Below are 17,386 nucleotides of genomic sequence, written 5' to 3'. Positions count from 1 at the left end.
AAGCAAATGTCATTTGCAAATGAATACGCCGTGACGCGGCTAAGCGCACGGCGCATATAAGGCGGTGGATGCGTGTGCGAATAAGCTTATGCGTTATTCGCGGGGAAAAAGCGATTGCCGGGTCTTGGCAAACCGAAGTGCTCGCGCAACGTGTTGCCTTCATACACGCGCCGGAAAATGCCACGCCGCTGCAATTCCGGCACCACCTTGTCGACGAAATCGTCGAGACCCGCGGGCAGATACGGGAACATCACATTGAAGCCGTCGCTGCCTTCCTCGGCGAGCCACTGCTCCATTTCATCGGCGATATCGGTTGCCGTGCCGATCATCTGCAAGCCCGAAAAGCCGCCCGCGCGTTGCGCCAGTTGCCGGATGGTCAGCCCTTCCGTGCGCGCCATTTCGACCACGCGTTCGCGCGCGCTCTTGCTCGCATTGGTCTCGGGAATTTCGGGCAAGGGACCATCGGGATCGAACGAGGAGACATCGTGACCGAGCGCAATGGAAAGCGAAGCGATACCGCTTTCGTAATGCACGAAGGTATCGAGCAATGCGCGCTTCTCGCGTGCTTCCTCGCGCGAGTCGCCCACCACGACGAACGCGCCGGGAAGAATCTTTAGGTGCTCGCGCGGGCGGCCGAGTGCATCGAGCCGGCTCTTTACATCCGCAAAAAAGCGCTTGCCCGCGGCCAGATTCGGTTGCGAGGTGAAGACCGCGTCGGCGGTTTCGGCCGCAAGCTGCTTGCCCGCTTCCGATGATCCGGCCTGCACGACGATCGGCCAGCCTTGCACCGGCCGCGCGATATTCAACGGGCCGCGCACCGACAGATATTCGCCCTTGTGACCGAGCACGTGAAGTTTGGCGGGATCGAAGAAGAGGCCGCTTTCGGTGTCGCGCACGAACGCGTCGTCGGCCCAGCTGTCCCACAGGCCCGTGACGACATCATAGAACTCGCGCGCGCGGCGATAGCGCTCGTCGTGCTCCATGTGATCCTCGCGGCCGAAGTTCAATGCGGCATCCGGGTTCGACGTGGTCACGAGGTTCCATCCGGCGCGTCCGTCGCTCAAGTGATCGAGCGAGGCAAAGCGCCGCGCGATGTGATACGGCTCGTCGAATGTCGTCGATGCCGTCGCGACCAGCCCGATCTTCTCCGTCACCGAAGCCAGCGCGGAAAGCAGCGTGAACGGCTCGAAGGATGTCGCGGTGTGGCTGCGTTTGAGCGCGTCCACGGGCATGTTGAGCACGGCGAGGTGGTCGGCCATGAAGAATGCGTCGAAACAGGCGCTCTCAAGCTTCTGCACGAACTGCTTGAGATGGCGGAAATTGAAGTTGGCATCCGCATACGCGCCGGGAAAACGCCACGCGCCGGTATGCAGGCTCACCGGCCGCATGAATGCGCCGAGATGGAGTTGTCGGGAAAGGGTCATGTGAAAATCGGTTCGAGTCCAGGTCGGCGCTTACGTTACTTCAGGCATGCAAACGTTGCTTGGATCGACGATGAACCGACGCGCCGGAATCGTGGCGCGTCGATGCGGATGCGGATTCAGTGCGGCGGAAGATCGGCGGGCGACTGAAATAGATCGACCGTATAGCCCATGTTGAAGTAGCCCGCGCGCGCATAGAGCGCGATGTGTTCGAGCCGGTCGGCGCGCGTGCTTTCGTCGTCGGGCAGCTCGATTACGCTCGTGGCATTGCAGCCGCATGCGGCGCGCGCACGTTCCAGCGACCGCAATTGCCAGCGCTCACGCATGCGTCCGGCGGGCGCGTAGATGGCTTGGAGATAGTGCGACAGGAACTGCGGCATGGCTCATCCCCTTCAAATGGTGAATGAATCAAATCTAGGCCGCCCGCAACGCTTTCACAAACAAGGTTTTCTGCAAAGCAATACACCGCCTGCATGCCTTATATAGCGCTCAAACCGCCCGTGACGGCAAACGAAAAGGCGCTATATCGATAGCGCTCGATATTATTTGTCGCGAGGCGCTGCCGCCTCTAGCATCACGTCTCTCCCAACTTATCAGCTTTTGCCCCATGAAAATAAAGTCGCCGATAAAAACCGCGCTGTTTTCCCTGCTGCTTGCATGCGGCGTGATGAGCGCCGCACCGTTGTTCGCGGCGAATCAGACGGTGCGCGTGGGCATCATGTCGGGCGAGGACGAGGATGTCTGGCGCACGGTGGCGGCCAACGCAGCCAAACAGGGCCTGACGGTGAAGGTCACCACTTTCGCGGATTACACCCAGCCGAACGAAGCGCTCGCGCAACACGATCTCGACGCCAACTCGTTCCAGCACAAGCCTTATCTCGATGCGCAGATTCAGGCGCGCCATTACGACATCGTGCCGGTCGGCTTTACTTACGTGCAGCCTATCGGCCTCTATTCGCGCAAGGTGAAGTCGGTCGCCGCGCTGCCGCAGAACGCAACCATCGCCGTGCCGAATGATCCGAGCAATGAAGGCCGTGCGCTCTTGCTGCTGCAGGCGAACGGCGTCATCAAGCTGCGCGACAACGTCGGGTTGCTGCCGACGGCGCGTGACATTGCCGACAATCCGAAGCACGTGCAGATCAAGGAACTCGATGCGGGTATCGTCGGCCGCGCGATCGGCGACGTGGACGCTGCCGTGGTGAACACCGACTGGGCCATCAAAGCGGGCATCCAGATTCCGCAGGAACGCATTGCGCAGGAGAAAGTACCGGGCAATCCGTATCGCAACTTTCTGGCGGTGAACGCGAAAGATGCACAGGCGCCGTGGGTCAAGACGCTGCAGACGAGTTATCAGCAGGCCAACGTCGCCGCGACGATCCTGAAGGTGTATCACGGTGCGACCTTGCCGGCATGGGACGGCGCGCCGCAGAAGTAATGCGAGTGTGATGTAAGCGCCGACGCCCGGCATGACCGGGCGTCGATCGTTTGAGCGCTGTTTAACTCGCCTAAACCGCCTCTTTCACTCGATACCCCGCCGGCACATCGAGCCCGAGATGCCCGCGCAAGGTAGTCCCTTCGTAAGCGCGCCGGAAGATTCCGCGCTTTTGCAGAATGGGCACGACGCCATCGACGAAGGCTTCGAGCCCGCCCGGCAACGCGTCGGGCATGAGGTTGAAGCCATCGGCGGCGCCGTTTTCGAACCAGTGCGCGATGTCCTCGGCAACCTGTTCGGGCGTCCCGACAATCACGCGATGCCCGCCGCCGCCCGCCAACGCGCGGATGAGTTCGCGCACCGTATAGCCATGCGCGCGCGCCTGCGCGATGGTCGCGTGAAAGAACGTGTGATTACCGTTGCCGTTGTTGGGCAGCGTGAGATTCTCGGGAAGATGCTCGTCGAGCGAGAGCGAATCGGCCGGAATGCCGAGCGTGCCGGCAATCCGGTTCAGGCTGTAGCGCCATGGAATGAGATCGACGAGTTCATCGCGACGGCGGATGGCTTCGGCCTGCGTCGCGCCGATGATCGTCGTGAGACCCGCGAGCACTTTCACCGCATGCGGCCCGCGTCCGTAACGCGCCGCACGCGCGTTCAGATCCTCGCGATACGCCTTCGATTCGTCGAATGATTGCGACGCCGAGAACACCGCTTCCGCATGACGCGCCGCGAGATCACGCCCGTCGCCGGATGCGCCCGCCTGCACGAGCACCGGATGCCCTTGCTTCGAGCGCGGCAGATTGAGCGCGCCTTGCACCGCGAAGAAGCGTCCGCGATGCGCGGCGGGATGCAGCTTGCCGAGATCGACGAACTGGCCGGTCCCTTTGTCGGCAACGAGCGCATCGTCCTCCCAGCTATTCCACAACGTCTTCACGAGCGTGGCGAACTCTTCCGCACGCGCATAGCGTTCGGCGTGATCCGGGACGGCTTCCAGCCCAAAGTTGCGTGCCGAAGGCAGATCGGCCGTCGTTACCATGTTCCAGCCCGCGCGGCCGCCGCTGATCAGATCGAGCGTGGCGAAGCGCCGCGCAAGGTTGAACGGCTCGTTGTAACTCGTGGATGCCGTCGCGATCAGCCCGATATGCTTCGTCGCGGCCGCGACGCTCGCGAGCAGCAGCGTGGGTTCGAGCGCCGTGATCGGGCGCATGTCGAGTTGGTCGGTGATCGCGGCGCTATCGGCGAGGAAGATCGCGTCGAGACAGCCACGCTCCGCGATCTGCGCGAGACGCACGTAATGATCGATATCGATGAAGGCGCGCGGATCGGCGTCGGCCAGACGCCATGCGGAAGGCACGAAGCCGGAATGAAGCGCGTTGATGTTCAGATGCAACTGGCGCGGGGCTTCGCCGCTCATGGGTGACACTCCGGGAAAAGTCGGACCTTCGATTGTCCGATGCGAACCGGGTGCCGCGCCACGAACGATTTCGTGGATTCATATTCGCCGGGGCGCTAAGGGACTAGCGGCATTTATCGATAGCTCGCGCCGACGTGCGGCGCTTGCAGATAGGCGCCGTTGCCAAACAGCTTCTCGCGCAGGGTGCCTTCTGCATATTCGGTCTTGTACGCACCGCGCCTTTGCAATTCGGGCACGAGATATTGGACGATATCGTGGAACGTGCGCGGCGACTCTACCCACGCGAGATTGAAGCCGTCGATATCCGTTTCTTCCACGAGCGCCTGCAATTCGTCGGCAACCTGAGCCGCATCGCCGACCACGACCGCGCCGCGTCCGCCGATCGTCACGAATTCCACCGCATCGCGCACGGTCCACACGCGTTCCGGGTCCAGCTTGCTGAACGATGCAAGTGCGGACTGGCCGGCATCGGTATCGACGTAAGCGAGGGTATCGTCGGGCCTATAGCGCGAAAGATCGATGCCCGTCCAGCCGGATAACAACGCCAGGGCACCTTCGTAACTCGCGCGCGCCTGATACGCGGCATAGCGTGCCTGCGCGCGTTCGGCGGTTTCATCGACGATCACGGTCAGCATGGCGAACAGCAATGCGCTGTCCGGTGCGCGGCCCGCTTCCGTGAGCGCGGTGCGGATGGACTGCGCCGACTTGCGCAAGCCATTGCGCGTGGGCGCGCCAAGAAAGATGCATTCCGCATGCTTGGCCGCGAATGCCGTGCCGCGCGTCGATCCGCCTGCCTGGAACAGAAGCGGCGTGCGCTGCGGCGAAGGCTCGCACTGGAAAATACCTTCGCTTTCGAAGTAGCGGCCCTTGTGTGTGATCTTGCGCACGCGCGCGGGGTCGGCGTAGATGCCGCGTTCGGCATCGCGCCGCAATGCGCCTTCTTGCCAGCTTCCTTCCCAAAGTTTGTAGCAGACTTCGAGAAACTCATCGGCGCGATCGTAGCGTTCGTCATGGGCGCGCAGTTCCGTCTGCCCGAGACTCAACGCGCCGCTTTGCAGATACGACGTCACCACATTCCATGCGACGCGTCCCCGGCTCAACTGATCGAGCGTCGTGAAGCGCCGCGCCAGCAGATACGGCGCTTCATAAGCCACCGATACCGTCACGCCGAAGCCCAGGTGCTTGGTCGCGTGCGCCATCAAGGGAATCAGCGGCACGGGGTCGTTCATCGGCACCTGGGCGGCGGTGCGCAACGCGGCGGCGGGACTGTCGCCGTAGACATCGTAGATGCCGGTGACATCGCCGAGAAAGAGGCCGTCGAAAAAGCCCTCTTCCAGCACCTTTGCAAGCTCGACCCAATAGCGGGTGTCGAGATAGCCGACTGAATCGTCTGCAGGCGCTGTCCACTGACCGGGCGCGAGATGCCCCACGCAATTCATCATGAAGGCATTGAACCGGATCTGGCGAGGCATAATCGACTTGGCTGGACGCGTGAAAACCCTCGAGTCTAGTCATTTGATTGCGCTTGGAGAAAGGCCGTATCGTCATGCGCTTATTACCGTCGGAAGAATATGCAAAGCGTGGATGCATCTATAAGCGGCATCCATGATGGCTGGCGCGCCGTCTTGCTCCGACGAACCCGCGCATTTCAGATTCGCACGCTATTTGTCTTCCCGCCCGCGCGCCAGCGGCATGTCGCCCTTTCGCTATACATACGTATAAATGCCGAAGGTGTTTGCAGAAGCCATGATGTCGTCAGATTGACACCGGCCCGTCAGGCGTTTCCAAGAAGCGAACGCCCCGGCCCGATGACGTGGCCCGTGATTCGCCATGCGCGGATCACGGTTCGATGAACCGCGCCAAGGTCCGCCGGGCTAGCGCGCAGCCTTGGTGGATGCTCCGATGAATCTCGACGCTCTCGACCTTTCGCGCCTTCAGTTCGCCTTCACGGTCTCGTTTCACATCATCTTTCCGGCATTGAGCATCGGGCTTGCGAGTTTCATCGCCGTGCTCGAAGGCTGCTATCTCAAGACCGGCAAGCCGCATTACAAGGTGCTTTGTCTCTACTGGTCGCGCATCTTTGCCGTGGGCTTCGGCATGGGCGTGGTGTCGGGCGTGGTCATGGCCTATGAGTTCGGCACTAACTGGTCGGGCTTCGCACGCTTTGCCGGACCCATCACCGGTCCCTTGCTCACCTATGAAGTCATGACCGCCTTCTTTCTCGAAGCGGGCTTTCTCGGCATCATGCTGTTCGGCTGGGAGAAGGTCGGCCCAAAGGCGCATTTCGGCGCGACGATCATGGTGGCGATCGGCACGCTGATCTCCACGTTCTGGATTCTCTCGTCCAATAGTTGGATGCAGACGCCGCAAGGCTTCAGGATCGAGAACGGACACGTGGTTCCGGTCGACTGGTTCGCCATCGTGTTCAACCCGTCGTTCCCGTATCGGCTCGCGCATATGACGCTTGCGGCGTTCATCGTCGCCGCGCTCGTGGTTCTGGCAACGGGCGCATGGCATCTGCTGCGCGGCAGGCGCGACGCGGAAACGCGAACCATGGTGTCGATGGCGCTCTGGCTGCTGCTCGTGCTCGCGCCGGTTCAGGCGCTCGTGGGCGACCAGCACGGTCTCAACACGCGGCGCTATCAGCCCGCGAAGATCGCGGCGATAGAAGGCCTTTGGCAAACCGAGAAAGGCGGCACGGCGCTCAATCTCATCGGCTTTCCCGATATGAACGCGGAAGTCACGCGTCATGCGATCCAGATCCCGCATCTCGGCAGCTTGATTCTCACGCATAGCTGGGATGGCGAGATCCGCGGGCTCAAGGACTTTCCCAAAGCGGACCGGCCGAATTCGTCGCTGATCTTCTGGACCTTCCGCGTGATGGCCGGTCTCGGCATGCTGATGATTCTCGTCGCCGTGACGGGTAATCTGCTCAGACGCGGCGGACGCTTATTCGAAGCGCGCTGGTTCCAGTGGACCGCCGTCCTGATGGGCCCGACTGGTTTCATCTCGCTGCTCGCCGGATGGATCACGACGGAAGCGGGCCGCCAGCCCTGGGTGGTCTATGGCGTGTTGCGCACCTCCGATGCAGTCTCGCCCATCACACAGGCTTCCGCCGGGCTTTCCCTGCTGCTGTTCGTGCTGGTGTATTGCCTCGTCTTCGGCATCGGGCTCTACTACATCTTCCGCATGATCGGCCAGGGGCCGCAAGGAACGCCGCCGCTGCCTGCCGACGCCACGCGCGATCCCACCGAAGCCACGGGCCGCCGCCCCTTCTCCGCCGTCTCGCGCTAACCGTGCGGCACGCCAAATCACGTGAGGTGACGACATGGATCTGACAATCGTTTGGGCTGCGATCATCGCCGCAGGCATCTTCATCTACGTGGCGCTCGATGGCTTCGACCTCGGCGTCGGCATGATCTTCCCGTTCTTTCCCGACGATGCCGAACGCGACCTGATGATGCACAGCATCGCGCCGATATGGGATGGCAACGAAACCTGGCTCGTGCTCGGCGGCGCCGCGTTGTTCGCGGCCTTTCCGCTTGCGTATTCGATCGCGCTGTCGGGGCTTTACCTGCCGATCATCTTCATGCTGGTGTGTCTGATCTTTCGGGGCGTGAGCTTCGAAGTGCGCGCCAAGGCAACGCGCACGAAAAATATCTGGAACCTGTTCTTCATCTGCGGCTCGGCTGGCGCGAGCTTTTTTCAGGGCGTGATATTGGGTGCCTATCTGCACGGCTTACCCGTGAGCCAGAACGCATTCTCGGGCGACGCGTTCTTCTGGATCGCACCTTTTCCGTTTCTCACAGGGCTTGGTCTCACATGCACTTATGCGCTGCTGGGCGCGGGTTATCTCGTCCTCAAGACGGATGGCGATCTGCAACGACGCATGCGCGCGCTCATCCTTCCGCTCACGGCCGTGCTGCTTGCGTTCATCGCGGTCATATCCGTGTGGACGCCGCTCACCGATGCGCGCATCGCCGAACGCTGGTTTCATTCGTCGTTTCATCTCTGGCTGTATCTGGTGCCGGTCGCGGTGGTGCTGACGGCGGTCGCCATGTACTTCGCGATCGAGCGCGAGTCAGAGGCCGGTCCGCTCGCTATCGCGCTGCTGCTCGTGTTCCTGGGCTATATCGGGCTGCTCTTGAGCGTGTGGCCTTATGCGTTGCCGGGCAGCGTGACCTTATGGGAGGCGGCATCGCCGGAAACGAGTCAGGCGTTCACGCTCGTGGGTGCGGTCATCATCATCCCGATCATTCTGGCTTATACGACGGTGGGCTACTGGGTGTTCCGGGGCAAAGTGAGGCCCGGCTCGGCTTATCACTAATCTCGCGCGGAGGATGACGCTTATGAAACCGAGCCCGGCACTCCGCCGCTTTCTCTGGTTCGTGCTGCTCTGGTGCGTGGGTGTGGCGGGTACCGCGCTCATTACTTACCCGTTCCACTATCTGGCCGTCAAGGCGATGGGACATTGACCGAGGCGACGTTCTCGCGCAAAGAGACTCGACAAAACGTCCACACGCAGGCGTATTCGCGTTGCCAAAGCGGCGATCCGGGTTGCGATGCACGGCGGGCGTCTGGATTGCTGGCATGAGGAGATTGCCGCCAAAATCTCCACGCCATCGCCATGACTACCTTGCGCCTGATTCTCGGCGATCAGTTGAACCCCGCGCATAGCTGGTTCGTCGAGCCCGACGCCACCGTGCATTACGTCATGATGGAGGTGCGTCAGGAGACGGATTACGTGCTGCATCACGCGCAGAAGATCATCGCCATCTTCGCGGCGATGCGCCGTTTCGCGGACGGTTTGCGTGAGGCTGGACATCGCGTTCACTATCTGAAGATCGACGATACGGCCAACGAGCACTCCGTTCCCGCGAATCTGGACGCGTTGATTGCGTCGCAGGGAATCGATCGCTTCGAGTATCAGGCACCCGACGAATGGCGGCTCGATCATCAGCTCGACGCGTATGCGAAGGCGCTGCCGATCGCCACGCAAATGGTCGACAGCGAACACTTCTTCACCGGGCGCCACGAAACGAAGCAGTTCTTCGACACCCACGGCAAGGGACAATGGCTGATGGAGCGGTTCTATCGGCATATGCGTACCCAGCATGGCGTGCTGATGGAAACGGAGCATCGGCCAGCAGGCGGCCAGTGGAATTACGATCACGACAATCGCCGCGCATGGCATGGCGAGCCGCCGCCGCCCGAAGACCCTCGGCCGGTGCATGACCATTCGAAGCTATGGCGCGATATCGTCGCCGCAGGCGTGAACAGCTTCGGCAATCCGCAGGCCGCGCGTATTCGCTGGCCGCTCGATCGTGCAGAAGCGCTCCAGCATCTCGCGCGCTTCATCGAGGAAGCCTTGCCGAACTTCGGCGCATGGCAGGACGCAATGAGCACGCACGAGCCGCGTCTCTTCCACTCGCAGCTTTCGTTCGCGCTCAACACGAAGATGCTCAACCCGCGCGAAGTGGTCGAAGCGGCTGAAGAGGCGTATCGCGCGCACCGTGCCGAATTGCCTTCGGTGGAAGGCTTCATTCGGCAGATTATCGGCTGGCGCGAATACATTCGCGGCGTGTACTGGGCGCAGATGCCGCGCTACGCAAGCAAGAACGTGTTCCGTCACAAGCGCGCGCTGCCGCAGTGGTTCTGGTCCGGCGACACTCGCATGCGTTGCCTGAAGCATGCGGTCGGCCAGTCGCTCGAAGAGGCGCACGCGCATCATATTCAACGGCTGATGATCATCGGCAATTTTGCGTTGCTCGCGGGTCTCTCCGTCCCCGAAGTCTGTGCGTGGTATCTCGGCGTTTATATCGATGCCTTCGAATGGGTCGAGTTACCCAACACGCTAGGCATGAGCCAGTTTGCCGACGGCGGCTTGATGGCGAGCAAACCTTATGTTTCGAGCGCCGCGTACATCGACCGCATGAGCGACTACTGTAAAGGCTGCGCATACGACAGAAAACGCCGCAACGGAGAAGACGCTTGTCCCTTCAACGCGCTCTACTGGGACTTTCTCGCACGCAACGAGGCGACGCTCGGGCGTAATCATCGGCTTACGATGATCTACAAGCAGTTGAGCCGGATGCCCGATGAAGAACGCGCGGCCATAGCCACGAAAGCGCGTGCGCTGAAGGCGAATCTGGATTCGCTATGATGGCCCGCACGGTGTAACGTTGGCTGGCACGCAGCGCTTGAGAACTGGACTTCACTGGAGACATGACATGAAGCACTTGCCGAGATTCCGGCCTCTGATTTGCGCGACGGCCATCCTGCTCACCGGTTGCGCCACCAGCATGCAGAACGGCACGACGCATCTTAGCCCTGCACAGTGCCGCGATCTGACCGCGCTCAAGAACAATGCGCCGATCACATCCGAGCGTAATCGCAGCGAATTGGCGGCGCTGGAAACGGCGGGCTATCACCCGTCCATGTTTTTCGATCCGTATTACCCCGACGATCTGCAAGCGGCGCAACGCCAGGTGGATCGTTGGTATCAGGTGGAATGTCAGCCGATGCCGCCAAGCTGAAGCGCCGCGTGCCGACTCGGGACGAGGGAGCGCGCCCGATATAATCAGGTTTTGACAAACGAGGATCTCGCATGAAATTCGTCATTGCTTTGCTTGCTGCTTCGACTCTTGCATCGACTGCATTCGCTGCAAACCCGGTCGACAAGTTGCCGTCGGGTGTCGTCGTCGAACACATCAAGCAAGGAACGGGACCGCAACCTACCGCCGACGACGTCGTGCGCGTGAACTATCGCGGCACGCTCGCGAACGGCACCGAATTCGACGCGTCGGACAAGCACGGCGGCCCTGCCAGCTTCCCGCTCGGTCGCGTGATTCCCTGCTGGACGCAAGGCGTGCAGAAGATGAAAGTCGGCGGCAAGGCCAAGCTGACGTGCCCGGCAGCGACCGCTTACGGCGAACGCGGTATAGGCTCGATTCCGCCGAACAGCGATCTCACGTTCGAGATCGAGTTGCTTGGCATCGGAAAGTAAGCCGTTACCAGGATCGCTCAAAGGCATGCTGCCTTGCCCGGAAGTTGTCCGGCAAGGCAGCATGCCAGGGCGCTCGCGGCACCGGTCAATCAGGCAGCCGCTTCACGCAACGGCGCCGGCGGAACAACCGTTTCGACACGACCGGTCTTTACGTCATAGACCAAACCCGACACCACTAGATCATCCGGCAACGTCGTATTGGCCTTGAGCGCCGCGACGTCCAGCGCGACTGCCTGGTTCGGCTCGGTAATGGCAAGGGCATCGAGCGCGGAAGGCTCGACGTCGAGATACTGCGCAAGCAGCGCAGGCGCATGCCGATGGCATCCGATGATTCCGCAATCCGTATGCTGAAGCAGCACGAGGTTGCGCCCGCCATTCGGGCGTCCGGCCGCACGCGCCACGACGCTCAGCACGGCCAGCGTTTCGAGCAATGATCGATTGAGACGCCCGCCCACGTTGCGGATTACCGCCGCTTCGCCTTGTTCCAGCCCAAGCACGGCGGCAGGATCGACACGCGGATCCACACAGCCAACGACAATCGTCCCCAGCGACGGCAGCATCGTCAGTTCAGGCTCGAACCGCGTTTGAACGAAGTGCGCGTTACGTTCCGCGATGAGTTGGTTGAAGTCCATGTCCTTTCTCCTGGCGATCAGGGCAAATAGCCCGATGGTTGTATTCGGTGCGCGGCGCCCGCTCGAGACAATACTTTTAGACCATGCCTTCGCGGCTTTAAAGGACCGCCACTATCTGCTCGGCTGCGGCCCGGGCGATTTGCGACGCAATGTTCGTCGTCTCACTCGATGCGAGCGGATGCGGAAATCGCTTGTACCTTAACGTTCCGCGCCGTTACGATCCAGGTCGTAGTTGCCACCATTCAGGACATCACACGGCGGGACTAACCATGCATCGGATCGGTTTCATCGTGCCGCAAAGGTTTCAGATGATGAGTCTTGCGGCCTTGACGGCGTTCGAACTGGCGAACCTTCCGCCGACCGGCCCGTACTACGACATTCGTCTGTTGTCCGAACACGGTGGCTTGATCGAGTCGTCGGGAGGCATGACGCTTTCGACCGAGGCTTTCGACGACCCCGCTTTCGACACTGTCATCGTCGGGTCGATCACCGAACTCAAAATGCCTTCATTCGATGCGAATCTGATCGCGTTCGTGCAAGCGGCGGCCAAGGCGTCGAGACGGATTGCTTCCATTTGCAGCGGCGCTTTCGTGCTCGCCGAAGCGGGACTGTTGGACGGACGGCGCGCGACCATGCACTGGGCGCATGCACCCGAATTCAGGGCGCGTTTTCCGGACGTGACGACGAACGAGGACCGGATCTTCATCAACGATGGCCCGGTCTGGACCTCGGCCGGCATGACCGCCGGCATCGATCTCATTCTGGCGCTGATCGACAATGACCTCGGCCCGGATGCCGCGAAGTTCGTCGCCCGGCTTCTCGTGATGCATCAGCGTCGGCTCGGAGGGCAGAAGCAGCATTCCGCGTTGCTCGAGATGACGCCTAGGTCCGATCGTATCGAGTTAGTCGTCGCGCACATTCGCCGCAATCTGCGCAATCCACTCACGGTCGAGGAACTCGCGGCGGTGGCGAACCTTAGCCCGAGGCAATTCAGCCGAGCGTTCATGGCCGAAACGGGTCAGTCGCCGGCCAAGGCCGTTGAACAGATTCGGCTGGAAGCCGCGAGATTCATGATCGAGCAAGGGCGTCACACGATCAACGTGGTCGCCGATGAAACCGGCTTCGCCGACCGCGAACGCATGCGTCGCGCGTTCTTGCGGACCTTTGGCGTACCCGCCGATGTGCTGCGCAGGAACGCACGCAGCGAACTGCGTTGAAAACTAGCTGATCGTCGCTTTTGAATGACCGTTCTTTTCATGCAGGCATCGCATTGCTCGACTAATAGCAGCGACATGTGCTTTTATGTTGCGTCGCAACATTTATCGGCCTATCATGGGCCTGTGCATTGCTCGCGGTTCCACTAGCCGCGCTCGCATCGTCAAGTTGCAGTCGACTATCGACAATCGTCAGTAGGCCATCCGCCTAGTTTCTACTATCAAAGGAGCGCCTACATGGCCGCATCTACGTCCGCTTCCCCCCTTCGCGACCTCTCGACCAGCTGGCTCGAAACGCTCTCCGACGCAAGCGAAATGTTCCGCGCGACCTCGCAGGTGGTGGGACATCGCACGGTCCGCATGGCAATGGCGGGACCGTTGCCGAGCGAGCGCGATCAAACCGAATTCAGCCTGATGAGCACCGAAAAGAAAGAAGCCGCGACGGAAGCGTTGCAAGCGCTCGGCTCCGGCTGTCTCAGCCTCGCCATCACGCTCGCCGCCGACACGACGCGGCTCATCTGGGAAGCCTCTTCCGCGACTATCGCGCTGGCATCCAGCCAGACTGCGTCACAATGGCTGGAGCGGCAGGCCGTTTTGCTTGGCGTCGTCAACAATGCGCCGATCAATCCGCTGCGTCTGGCCAATTCGGCCACGCACGTGATCCAGGAAACGCTTGCTCCCATTCACGACCGCGCGACAGCCAATGCCAAACGGCTAGGTGCCTTGTGAGCACCGCGACTGTCCCGCTACGGCGCCGACGTGCCGCCGCGCGCCAGTCGAAAAGCGGCGAAGCGAAGGCAGATATCGTGGTGAACCTTCAGGGCGTATCGGAAACGATGCTGTGGACGTTGTATGACCGCGCGTGCGAGGCCAGACGGCCGAACCCCGTGTTGTCCGATCCCGAGAGTTCCAGAATCTGCGCTGCGATCGATTACGACTTCGCGGGACGCTTCGGTGTCCCGGACGGCTCGTTCGCGGCACGCGCCGCCGAAATCGATCATCTGGTCTTGCGCTGGCTCGAAGATCATCCGAATGGCGTTGTCGCTTCGCTGGGCGAAGGCCTTGAAACTCAGGCACACCGTGTCGATAACGGCCGCATGAAGTGGCTCACCGTCGACCTTCCCGCTGCCATCGCGTTTCGGGAGAATTTTTTGCAGCCATCGAAGCGCTTTCGTCACATTTCGGCGAGCGCGCTCGATCCGCTGTGGGCAAAAGAGATCGATTCGGACGGCGATGTGCTGGTCGTCGCTCAAGGCTTGCTGATGTACCTCGACCCGGCGGCGGTGAAGCGCCTGTTCAACGATATCGCCGCGCGCTTTCCCAAAGCCCAGATGATCTTCGATGTCATACCGCAATGGTTTTCGTCGCTGACCATGTGGGGTGTGATGAAAACACCGTACTACCGCTTACCGCCAATGCCGTGGGGCATCGATACCAACGACATCGAAGCTTGTCTGCGCGCGTGGTCACCGGGCATCGAATCGGTGAGCTTGCTCGAATACCGCGCGCCGCGTGGCTGGCCGAGGCTCGCGGACAACTTGATCCGCATGCATCCGGGCAGCGAAAAGTATCTGCCGTGTCTGGTGCATGTGACGCTGGGTCGGTAGGATTATTTCACTTTCGCTTTGCTTCTGCGTGCAAGTCGCGGGGCGCATGACTCGACACCTGAGTCGTTTGCCAGTTCCAAACGCCTTCCCAGGCAACCATCTTCCGTCTACCGATACTTCCTGTGCGCGTCTCCACGGGTGCTGTCGCAGTCCGTGCTGGCAATCGAACGAACCTCCCCCGCTCGTCTACCGCTTGGCCTGCAAGCCACGCAAGCCCTACCGCAAGTCCTACGCGTTCCCCATCGAAACCGCCTTTTTTGACATTCGGAACGATTCATGCTGATTGTTAAGGATCACCGAGGGTCGTGGTCAGGGGATGTCTCCTGACGCGGTGATTTCGCCGGGCAGAGAGTCGACAGACCCGCCATTGCGCGCCGCCCGTGGCAGGCCCGTCGCGGGTGCTTTTTGGCTTTTGCCGAATACCTCGGGCGCCTTGCCATTGCGCTTGAAACAGACCTTCAACTGGAATCAAGGGACGACATGAACTACAAACCCATGCCTTCGGGCAATGCAGAGCAGCACCCCGCCGATAAAACCGATTCGCTGACTGACGACGAAGTCCAGGAAAAACTGGATAACGGCGACAGTGAGAAGATCGACTCGGTGCTCGACGATCTGGATGTCACGGACAGCCCGGAGGACAAGGATCAGGCAGACAAGCCGGCTATCTAAAATACGACGTGGTAGAGCACGAGAGGCGCGCATTGAAACGCGGGCGCTCGATGTCGCGAATCGCGCGGCGCTTGAGCGTTGCCGAGGGTAAAGCACGGACCAAGCCGAAAATCGAGCGCAAACCGCTTGGCGGCAGCTTTGTCTTCGTGGCGGTGAGGCTTCGATGGCGTATCGAACCATCATTCGCCCCCGGTGCTCAACCAGCTCGTGCAAATAATCACTCGCAGCCGGCGCAGAGCGCGCAAACTGCGTGTCTGCGGAAACGTTCTGCGAGCAGCGATCATGCACTCACCCATACATGGCCCACGACCTTTCGTCGAACAAAACCGGGGACTCGACCCGCGCCGGGACGATCTGTTCTTCGCGGCCGCCACCACCACGCGCACGCCCATGCTGGTGGCGGACGCGCGCCTTCCCGACTACCCGATCATTTTTGCCAACGATGCCTTTCGCAAGCTCACGGGTTACACCGACGCCGAGATCTACGGCCGCAATTGCAGGTTTCTACAAGGTCCGGACACCGACCTGACGGCGCTTGCCGATCTCCGCGTCGCGCTGAAGGAAGGCAGAGAGTTTGCCGCCGAAGTCCTGAATTATCGAAAGGACAAGACGACATTCTGGAACGAGCTTTTCATTGCGCCCATCTTCACCGAAGAGAACGAACTCGTGTACTTCTTCGCGTCCCAGGTCGATGTGAGCCGCAGGCACGAGGCCGAAGAAGGTCTGCATCAGGCGCGGAAAATGGAAGCGCTCGGTCAACTGGCCGGCGGCGTGGCGCACGATTTCAATAACCTGCTGCAAGTCATGGTCGGTTATGTCGATCTGCTCGACCTCAGCGTCAAGACCGATGCACGCGACGAAACCATCCTGAATAACATCGCCAAGATTCGCGGCGCGGTCAAAACGGCGTCGTCGCTCACGCAGCAAATGCTGTTGTTCGCGCGCAAGCAGGTGCTGGTCGGGCGCACGGTGAACCTGAACGGCATCTGCGACGACTTGCTGGAACTCGCGCGTCACACGCTCGGCGACACCATTTCAATCCGCACGGAATTTGCCAGTGACTTGCGCAATTGCCAACTGGACGTCGGGCAACTCGAAATGGCCATGCTCAATATCATCCTGAATGCGCGCGACGCATTGAGCGGCCAAACCGACGCGCAAGTGCTCCTGCGCACGGATAACTTCGAACTGACGAAGGCCAATTCAACAGGCCTCGTCGATCTACCCGAAGGACGCTACGTCACGCTATCCATCACCGACAACGGCACGGGCATGACGCCGGAAGTCGCCGGCAAGGTGCTGACGCCGTTCTTTACCACCAAGGGCCGTGGCAAGGGCACGGGGCTTGGCTTGAGCATGGTGGCTTCGTTCGCGCGTCAGACAGGCGGCGCGCTCACCATATCGTCCGATTACGGCGTCGGCTCGACGCTCACGTTCTATTTCCCCTCGGTGGATGTGGCCGAGGAGGCGTCGCAAGATACCTCGCACGTGATCAGCCAAAGGGGAACCGAGAAAGTACTGATCGTGGATGACCGGCGCGACGTGGGCGAAGTCGCGCAAGCCATGCTCGACGAAATGGGCTATTCGACGAAGCTCGCGCTCAACGCAGCGGACGCGCTCGCCATTCTCGCATCCGACGAAGCATTCGATTTGCTCTTCACGGACTTCGTGATGCCGGGTGCGTTGACCGGCGCGGGGCTCGCGCGCGAAGCCAAGCGTCTGAAGCCCGAACTGCGTGTACTGGTGGCGACGGGCTACGCCGAAACCATCGAGGATATCGCCGATGCAAATGGCGTGCGCTTCAAGGTCATCCACAAGCCTTATCGTCAGGCCGATCTTGCACGCGAAGTACGCCTGGTGCTGGACGACCCGCGCTGGCGATAACGGCGCCGTGCCTATCCGCTAAAACCGTTCGATCCTGCACGACCTCCCCCGCTTCAGATGCGACGCTCACGTCATGGCAGCAACGCTATCAACGTCCGGGAGTC

17 protein-coding genes are annotated in these 17,386 nt (G+C 61.1%); 12 read left to right on the top strand and 5 right to left on the bottom strand.

The genetic code is table 11. The annotated features are described in order from the left end of the window. Positions 1-86 precede the first annotated feature (86 nt). Complete coding sequence (locus NCT04_RS28695) at positions 87-1,424, bottom strand: LLM class flavin-dependent oxidoreductase (RefSeq protein WP_250469221.1); 1,338 nt, start codon at positions 1,422-1,424, stop codon at positions 87-89. 116 nt (positions 1,425-1,540) lie between these two features. Beyond that, the gene (locus NCT04_RS28690; protein ID WP_244830921.1) at positions 1,541-1,801 is read right to left on the bottom strand and encodes a hypothetical protein; all 261 of its coding nucleotides are present in this window, start codon (positions 1,799-1,801) and stop codon (positions 1,541-1,543) included. Between the two features lie 227 nt (positions 1,802-2,028). Here NCT04_RS28690 and NCT04_RS28685 point away from each other — a divergent pair, with 227 nt between their 5' ends. Then, the gene (locus NCT04_RS28685) at positions 2,029-2,856 is read left to right on the top strand and encodes a MetQ/NlpA family lipoprotein (RefSeq protein WP_250469220.1); all 828 of its coding nucleotides are present in this window, start codon (positions 2,029-2,031) and stop codon (positions 2,854-2,856) included. Between the two features lie 70 nt (positions 2,857-2,926). Here the strand turns inward: NCT04_RS28685 and NCT04_RS28680 are convergent, their stop codons facing one another. Together NCT04_RS28680 and NCT04_RS28675 are read right to left on the bottom strand one after the other, a co-directional pair. Then, positions 2,927-4,267 (bottom strand): LLM class flavin-dependent oxidoreductase, encoded by a 1,341-nt coding sequence (locus NCT04_RS28680; protein ID WP_250469219.1) that lies wholly within the window; start codon positions 4,265-4,267, stop codon positions 2,927-2,929. Positions 4,268-4,380: 113 nt separating this feature from the next. Then, positions 4,381-5,739, bottom strand: coding sequence for an LLM class flavin-dependent oxidoreductase (locus NCT04_RS28675; RefSeq protein WP_250469218.1), 1,359 nt, complete (start codon positions 5,737-5,739; stop codon positions 4,381-4,383). A 430-nt stretch (positions 5,740-6,169) separates the two neighbouring features. Between NCT04_RS28675 and NCT04_RS28670 the strand changes: the two genes are divergently transcribed. The 6 genes from NCT04_RS28670 to NCT04_RS28650 all read left to right on the top strand — a co-directional run bounded on the left by NCT04_RS28670 (position 6,170) and on the right by NCT04_RS28650 (position 11,273). Beyond that, entirely contained in the window at positions 6,170-7,561 is a 1,392-nt protein-coding gene (locus NCT04_RS28670) for a cytochrome ubiquinol oxidase subunit I (protein ID WP_244830925.1), read from the top strand. Positions 7,562-7,595: 34 nt separating this feature from the next. Further along, positions 7,596-8,594, top strand: a complete 999-nt coding sequence (gene cydB / locus NCT04_RS28665) for a cytochrome d ubiquinol oxidase subunit II (protein WP_250469217.1) — start codon at positions 7,596-7,598, stop codon at positions 8,592-8,594. 22 nt (positions 8,595-8,616) lie between these two features. Continuing rightward, a complete protein-coding gene (locus tag NCT04_RS34520; RefSeq protein ID WP_255784860.1) occupies positions 8,617-8,742 on the top strand; it encodes a hypothetical protein in 126 nt (41 codons plus the stop codon). Between the two features lie 152 nt (positions 8,743-8,894). Further along, the gene (locus NCT04_RS28660) at positions 8,895-10,430 is read left to right on the top strand and encodes a cryptochrome/photolyase family protein (protein ID WP_250469216.1); all 1,536 of its coding nucleotides are present in this window, start codon (positions 8,895-8,897) and stop codon (positions 10,428-10,430) included. A 67-nt stretch (positions 10,431-10,497) separates the two neighbouring features. Continuing rightward, a complete protein-coding gene (locus NCT04_RS28655) occupies positions 10,498-10,803 on the top strand; it encodes a DUF4148 domain-containing protein (RefSeq protein WP_244830928.1) in 306 nt (101 codons plus the stop codon). A 71-nt stretch (positions 10,804-10,874) separates the two neighbouring features. Then, positions 10,875-11,273 carry an FKBP-type peptidyl-prolyl cis-trans isomerase gene (locus tag NCT04_RS28650; protein WP_244830929.1) on the top strand — a complete coding sequence of 133 codons (399 nt, stop codon included), beginning with the start codon at positions 10,875-10,877 and terminating at the stop codon, positions 11,271-11,273. 89 nt (positions 11,274-11,362) lie between these two features. On the opposite strand, the gene NCT04_RS28645 is transcribed toward NCT04_RS28650, so the two are convergent. Then, the gene (locus NCT04_RS28645; RefSeq protein ID WP_250469215.1) at positions 11,363-11,905 is read right to left on the bottom strand and encodes a carbonic anhydrase; all 543 of its coding nucleotides are present in this window, start codon (positions 11,903-11,905) and stop codon (positions 11,363-11,365) included. Positions 11,906-12,174: 269 nt separating this feature from the next. On the opposite strand from NCT04_RS28645, the gene NCT04_RS28640 reads away from it, so the two are divergent. The 5 genes from NCT04_RS28640 to NCT04_RS28620 all read left to right on the top strand — a co-directional run bounded on the left by NCT04_RS28640 (position 12,175) and on the right by NCT04_RS28620 (position 17,282). Further along, positions 12,175-13,122, top strand: a complete 948-nt coding sequence (locus NCT04_RS28640) for a GlxA family transcriptional regulator (RefSeq protein ID WP_250469214.1) — start codon at positions 12,175-12,177, stop codon at positions 13,120-13,122. Positions 13,123-13,356: 234 nt separating this feature from the next. After that, positions 13,357-13,848 carry a polyhydroxyalkanoate granule-associated phasin gene (locus NCT04_RS28635; RefSeq protein WP_250469213.1) on the top strand — a complete coding sequence of 164 codons (492 nt, stop codon included), beginning with the start codon at positions 13,357-13,359 and terminating at the stop codon, positions 13,846-13,848. After that, positions 13,845-14,726, top strand: coding sequence for a class I SAM-dependent methyltransferase (locus NCT04_RS28630; protein ID WP_250469212.1), 882 nt, complete (start codon positions 13,845-13,847; stop codon positions 14,724-14,726). The genes NCT04_RS28635 and NCT04_RS28630 overlap by 4 nt, the downstream gene beginning before the upstream one ends. Before the next feature lie 480 nt (positions 14,727-15,206). Further along, the gene (locus NCT04_RS28625; RefSeq protein WP_250469211.1) at positions 15,207-15,398 is read left to right on the top strand and encodes a hypothetical protein; all 192 of its coding nucleotides are present in this window, start codon (positions 15,207-15,209) and stop codon (positions 15,396-15,398) included. 282 nt (positions 15,399-15,680) lie between these two features. Further along, the gene (locus tag NCT04_RS28620; protein WP_250469210.1) at positions 15,681-17,282 is read left to right on the top strand and encodes a histidine kinase famiy protein; all 1,602 of its coding nucleotides are present in this window, start codon (positions 15,681-15,683) and stop codon (positions 17,280-17,282) included. The last annotated feature ends 104 nt before the right edge of the window (positions 17,283-17,386 follow it).

Origin of the sequence: Caballeronia sp. GAFFF2, from assembly GCF_023631485.1 — a bacterium.
Taxonomy (GTDB): Bacteria; Pseudomonadota; Gammaproteobacteria; order Burkholderiales; family Burkholderiaceae; genus Caballeronia.
Note: the sequence above shows the minus strand (reverse complement) of the source record. Positions and strands in the feature narration are given on the sequence as shown.

Excerpts from the sequence above, each read along its gene's own strand:
- NCT04_RS28695 (WP_250469221.1), bottom strand. The coding sequence starts at position 1,424 with ATGACCCTTTCCCGACAACTCCATCTCGGCGCATTCATGCGGCCGGTG.
- NCT04_RS28690 (WP_244830921.1), bottom strand. The coding sequence starts at position 1,801 with ATGCCGCAGTTCCTGTCGCACTATCTCCAAGCCATCTACGCGCCCGCC.
- NCT04_RS28685 (WP_250469220.1), top strand. The coding sequence starts at position 2,029 with ATGAAAATAAAGTCGCCGATAAAAACCGCGCTGTTTTCCCTGCTGCTT.
- NCT04_RS28680 (WP_250469219.1), bottom strand. The coding sequence starts at position 4,267 with ATGAGCGGCGAAGCCCCGCGCCAGTTGCATCTGAACATCAACGCGCTT.
- NCT04_RS28675 (WP_250469218.1), bottom strand. The coding sequence starts at position 5,739 with ATGCCTCGCCAGATCCGGTTCAATGCCTTCATGATGAATTGCGTGGGG.
- NCT04_RS28670 (WP_244830925.1), top strand. The coding sequence starts at position 6,170 with ATGAATCTCGACGCTCTCGACCTTTCGCGCCTTCAGTTCGCCTTCACG.
- cydB (WP_250469217.1), top strand. The coding sequence starts at position 7,596 with ATGGATCTGACAATCGTTTGGGCTGCGATCATCGCCGCAGGCATCTTC.
- NCT04_RS34520 (WP_255784860.1), top strand. The coding sequence starts at position 8,617 with ATGAAACCGAGCCCGGCACTCCGCCGCTTTCTCTGGTTCGTGCTGCTC.
- NCT04_RS28660 (WP_250469216.1), top strand. The coding sequence starts at position 8,895 with ATGACTACCTTGCGCCTGATTCTCGGCGATCAGTTGAACCCCGCGCAT.
- NCT04_RS28655 (WP_244830928.1), top strand. The coding sequence starts at position 10,498 with ATGAAGCACTTGCCGAGATTCCGGCCTCTGATTTGCGCGACGGCCATC.
- NCT04_RS28650 (WP_244830929.1), top strand. The coding sequence starts at position 10,875 with ATGAAATTCGTCATTGCTTTGCTTGCTGCTTCGACTCTTGCATCGACT.
- NCT04_RS28645 (WP_250469215.1), bottom strand. The coding sequence starts at position 11,905 with ATGGACTTCAACCAACTCATCGCGGAACGTAACGCGCACTTCGTTCAA.
- NCT04_RS28640 (WP_250469214.1), top strand. The coding sequence starts at position 12,175 with ATGCATCGGATCGGTTTCATCGTGCCGCAAAGGTTTCAGATGATGAGT.
- NCT04_RS28635 (WP_250469213.1), top strand. The coding sequence starts at position 13,357 with ATGGCCGCATCTACGTCCGCTTCCCCCCTTCGCGACCTCTCGACCAGC.
- NCT04_RS28625 (WP_250469211.1), top strand. The coding sequence starts at position 15,207 with ATGAACTACAAACCCATGCCTTCGGGCAATGCAGAGCAGCACCCCGCC.
- NCT04_RS28620 (WP_250469210.1), top strand. The coding sequence starts at position 15,681 with ATGCACTCACCCATACATGGCCCACGACCTTTCGTCGAACAAAACCGG.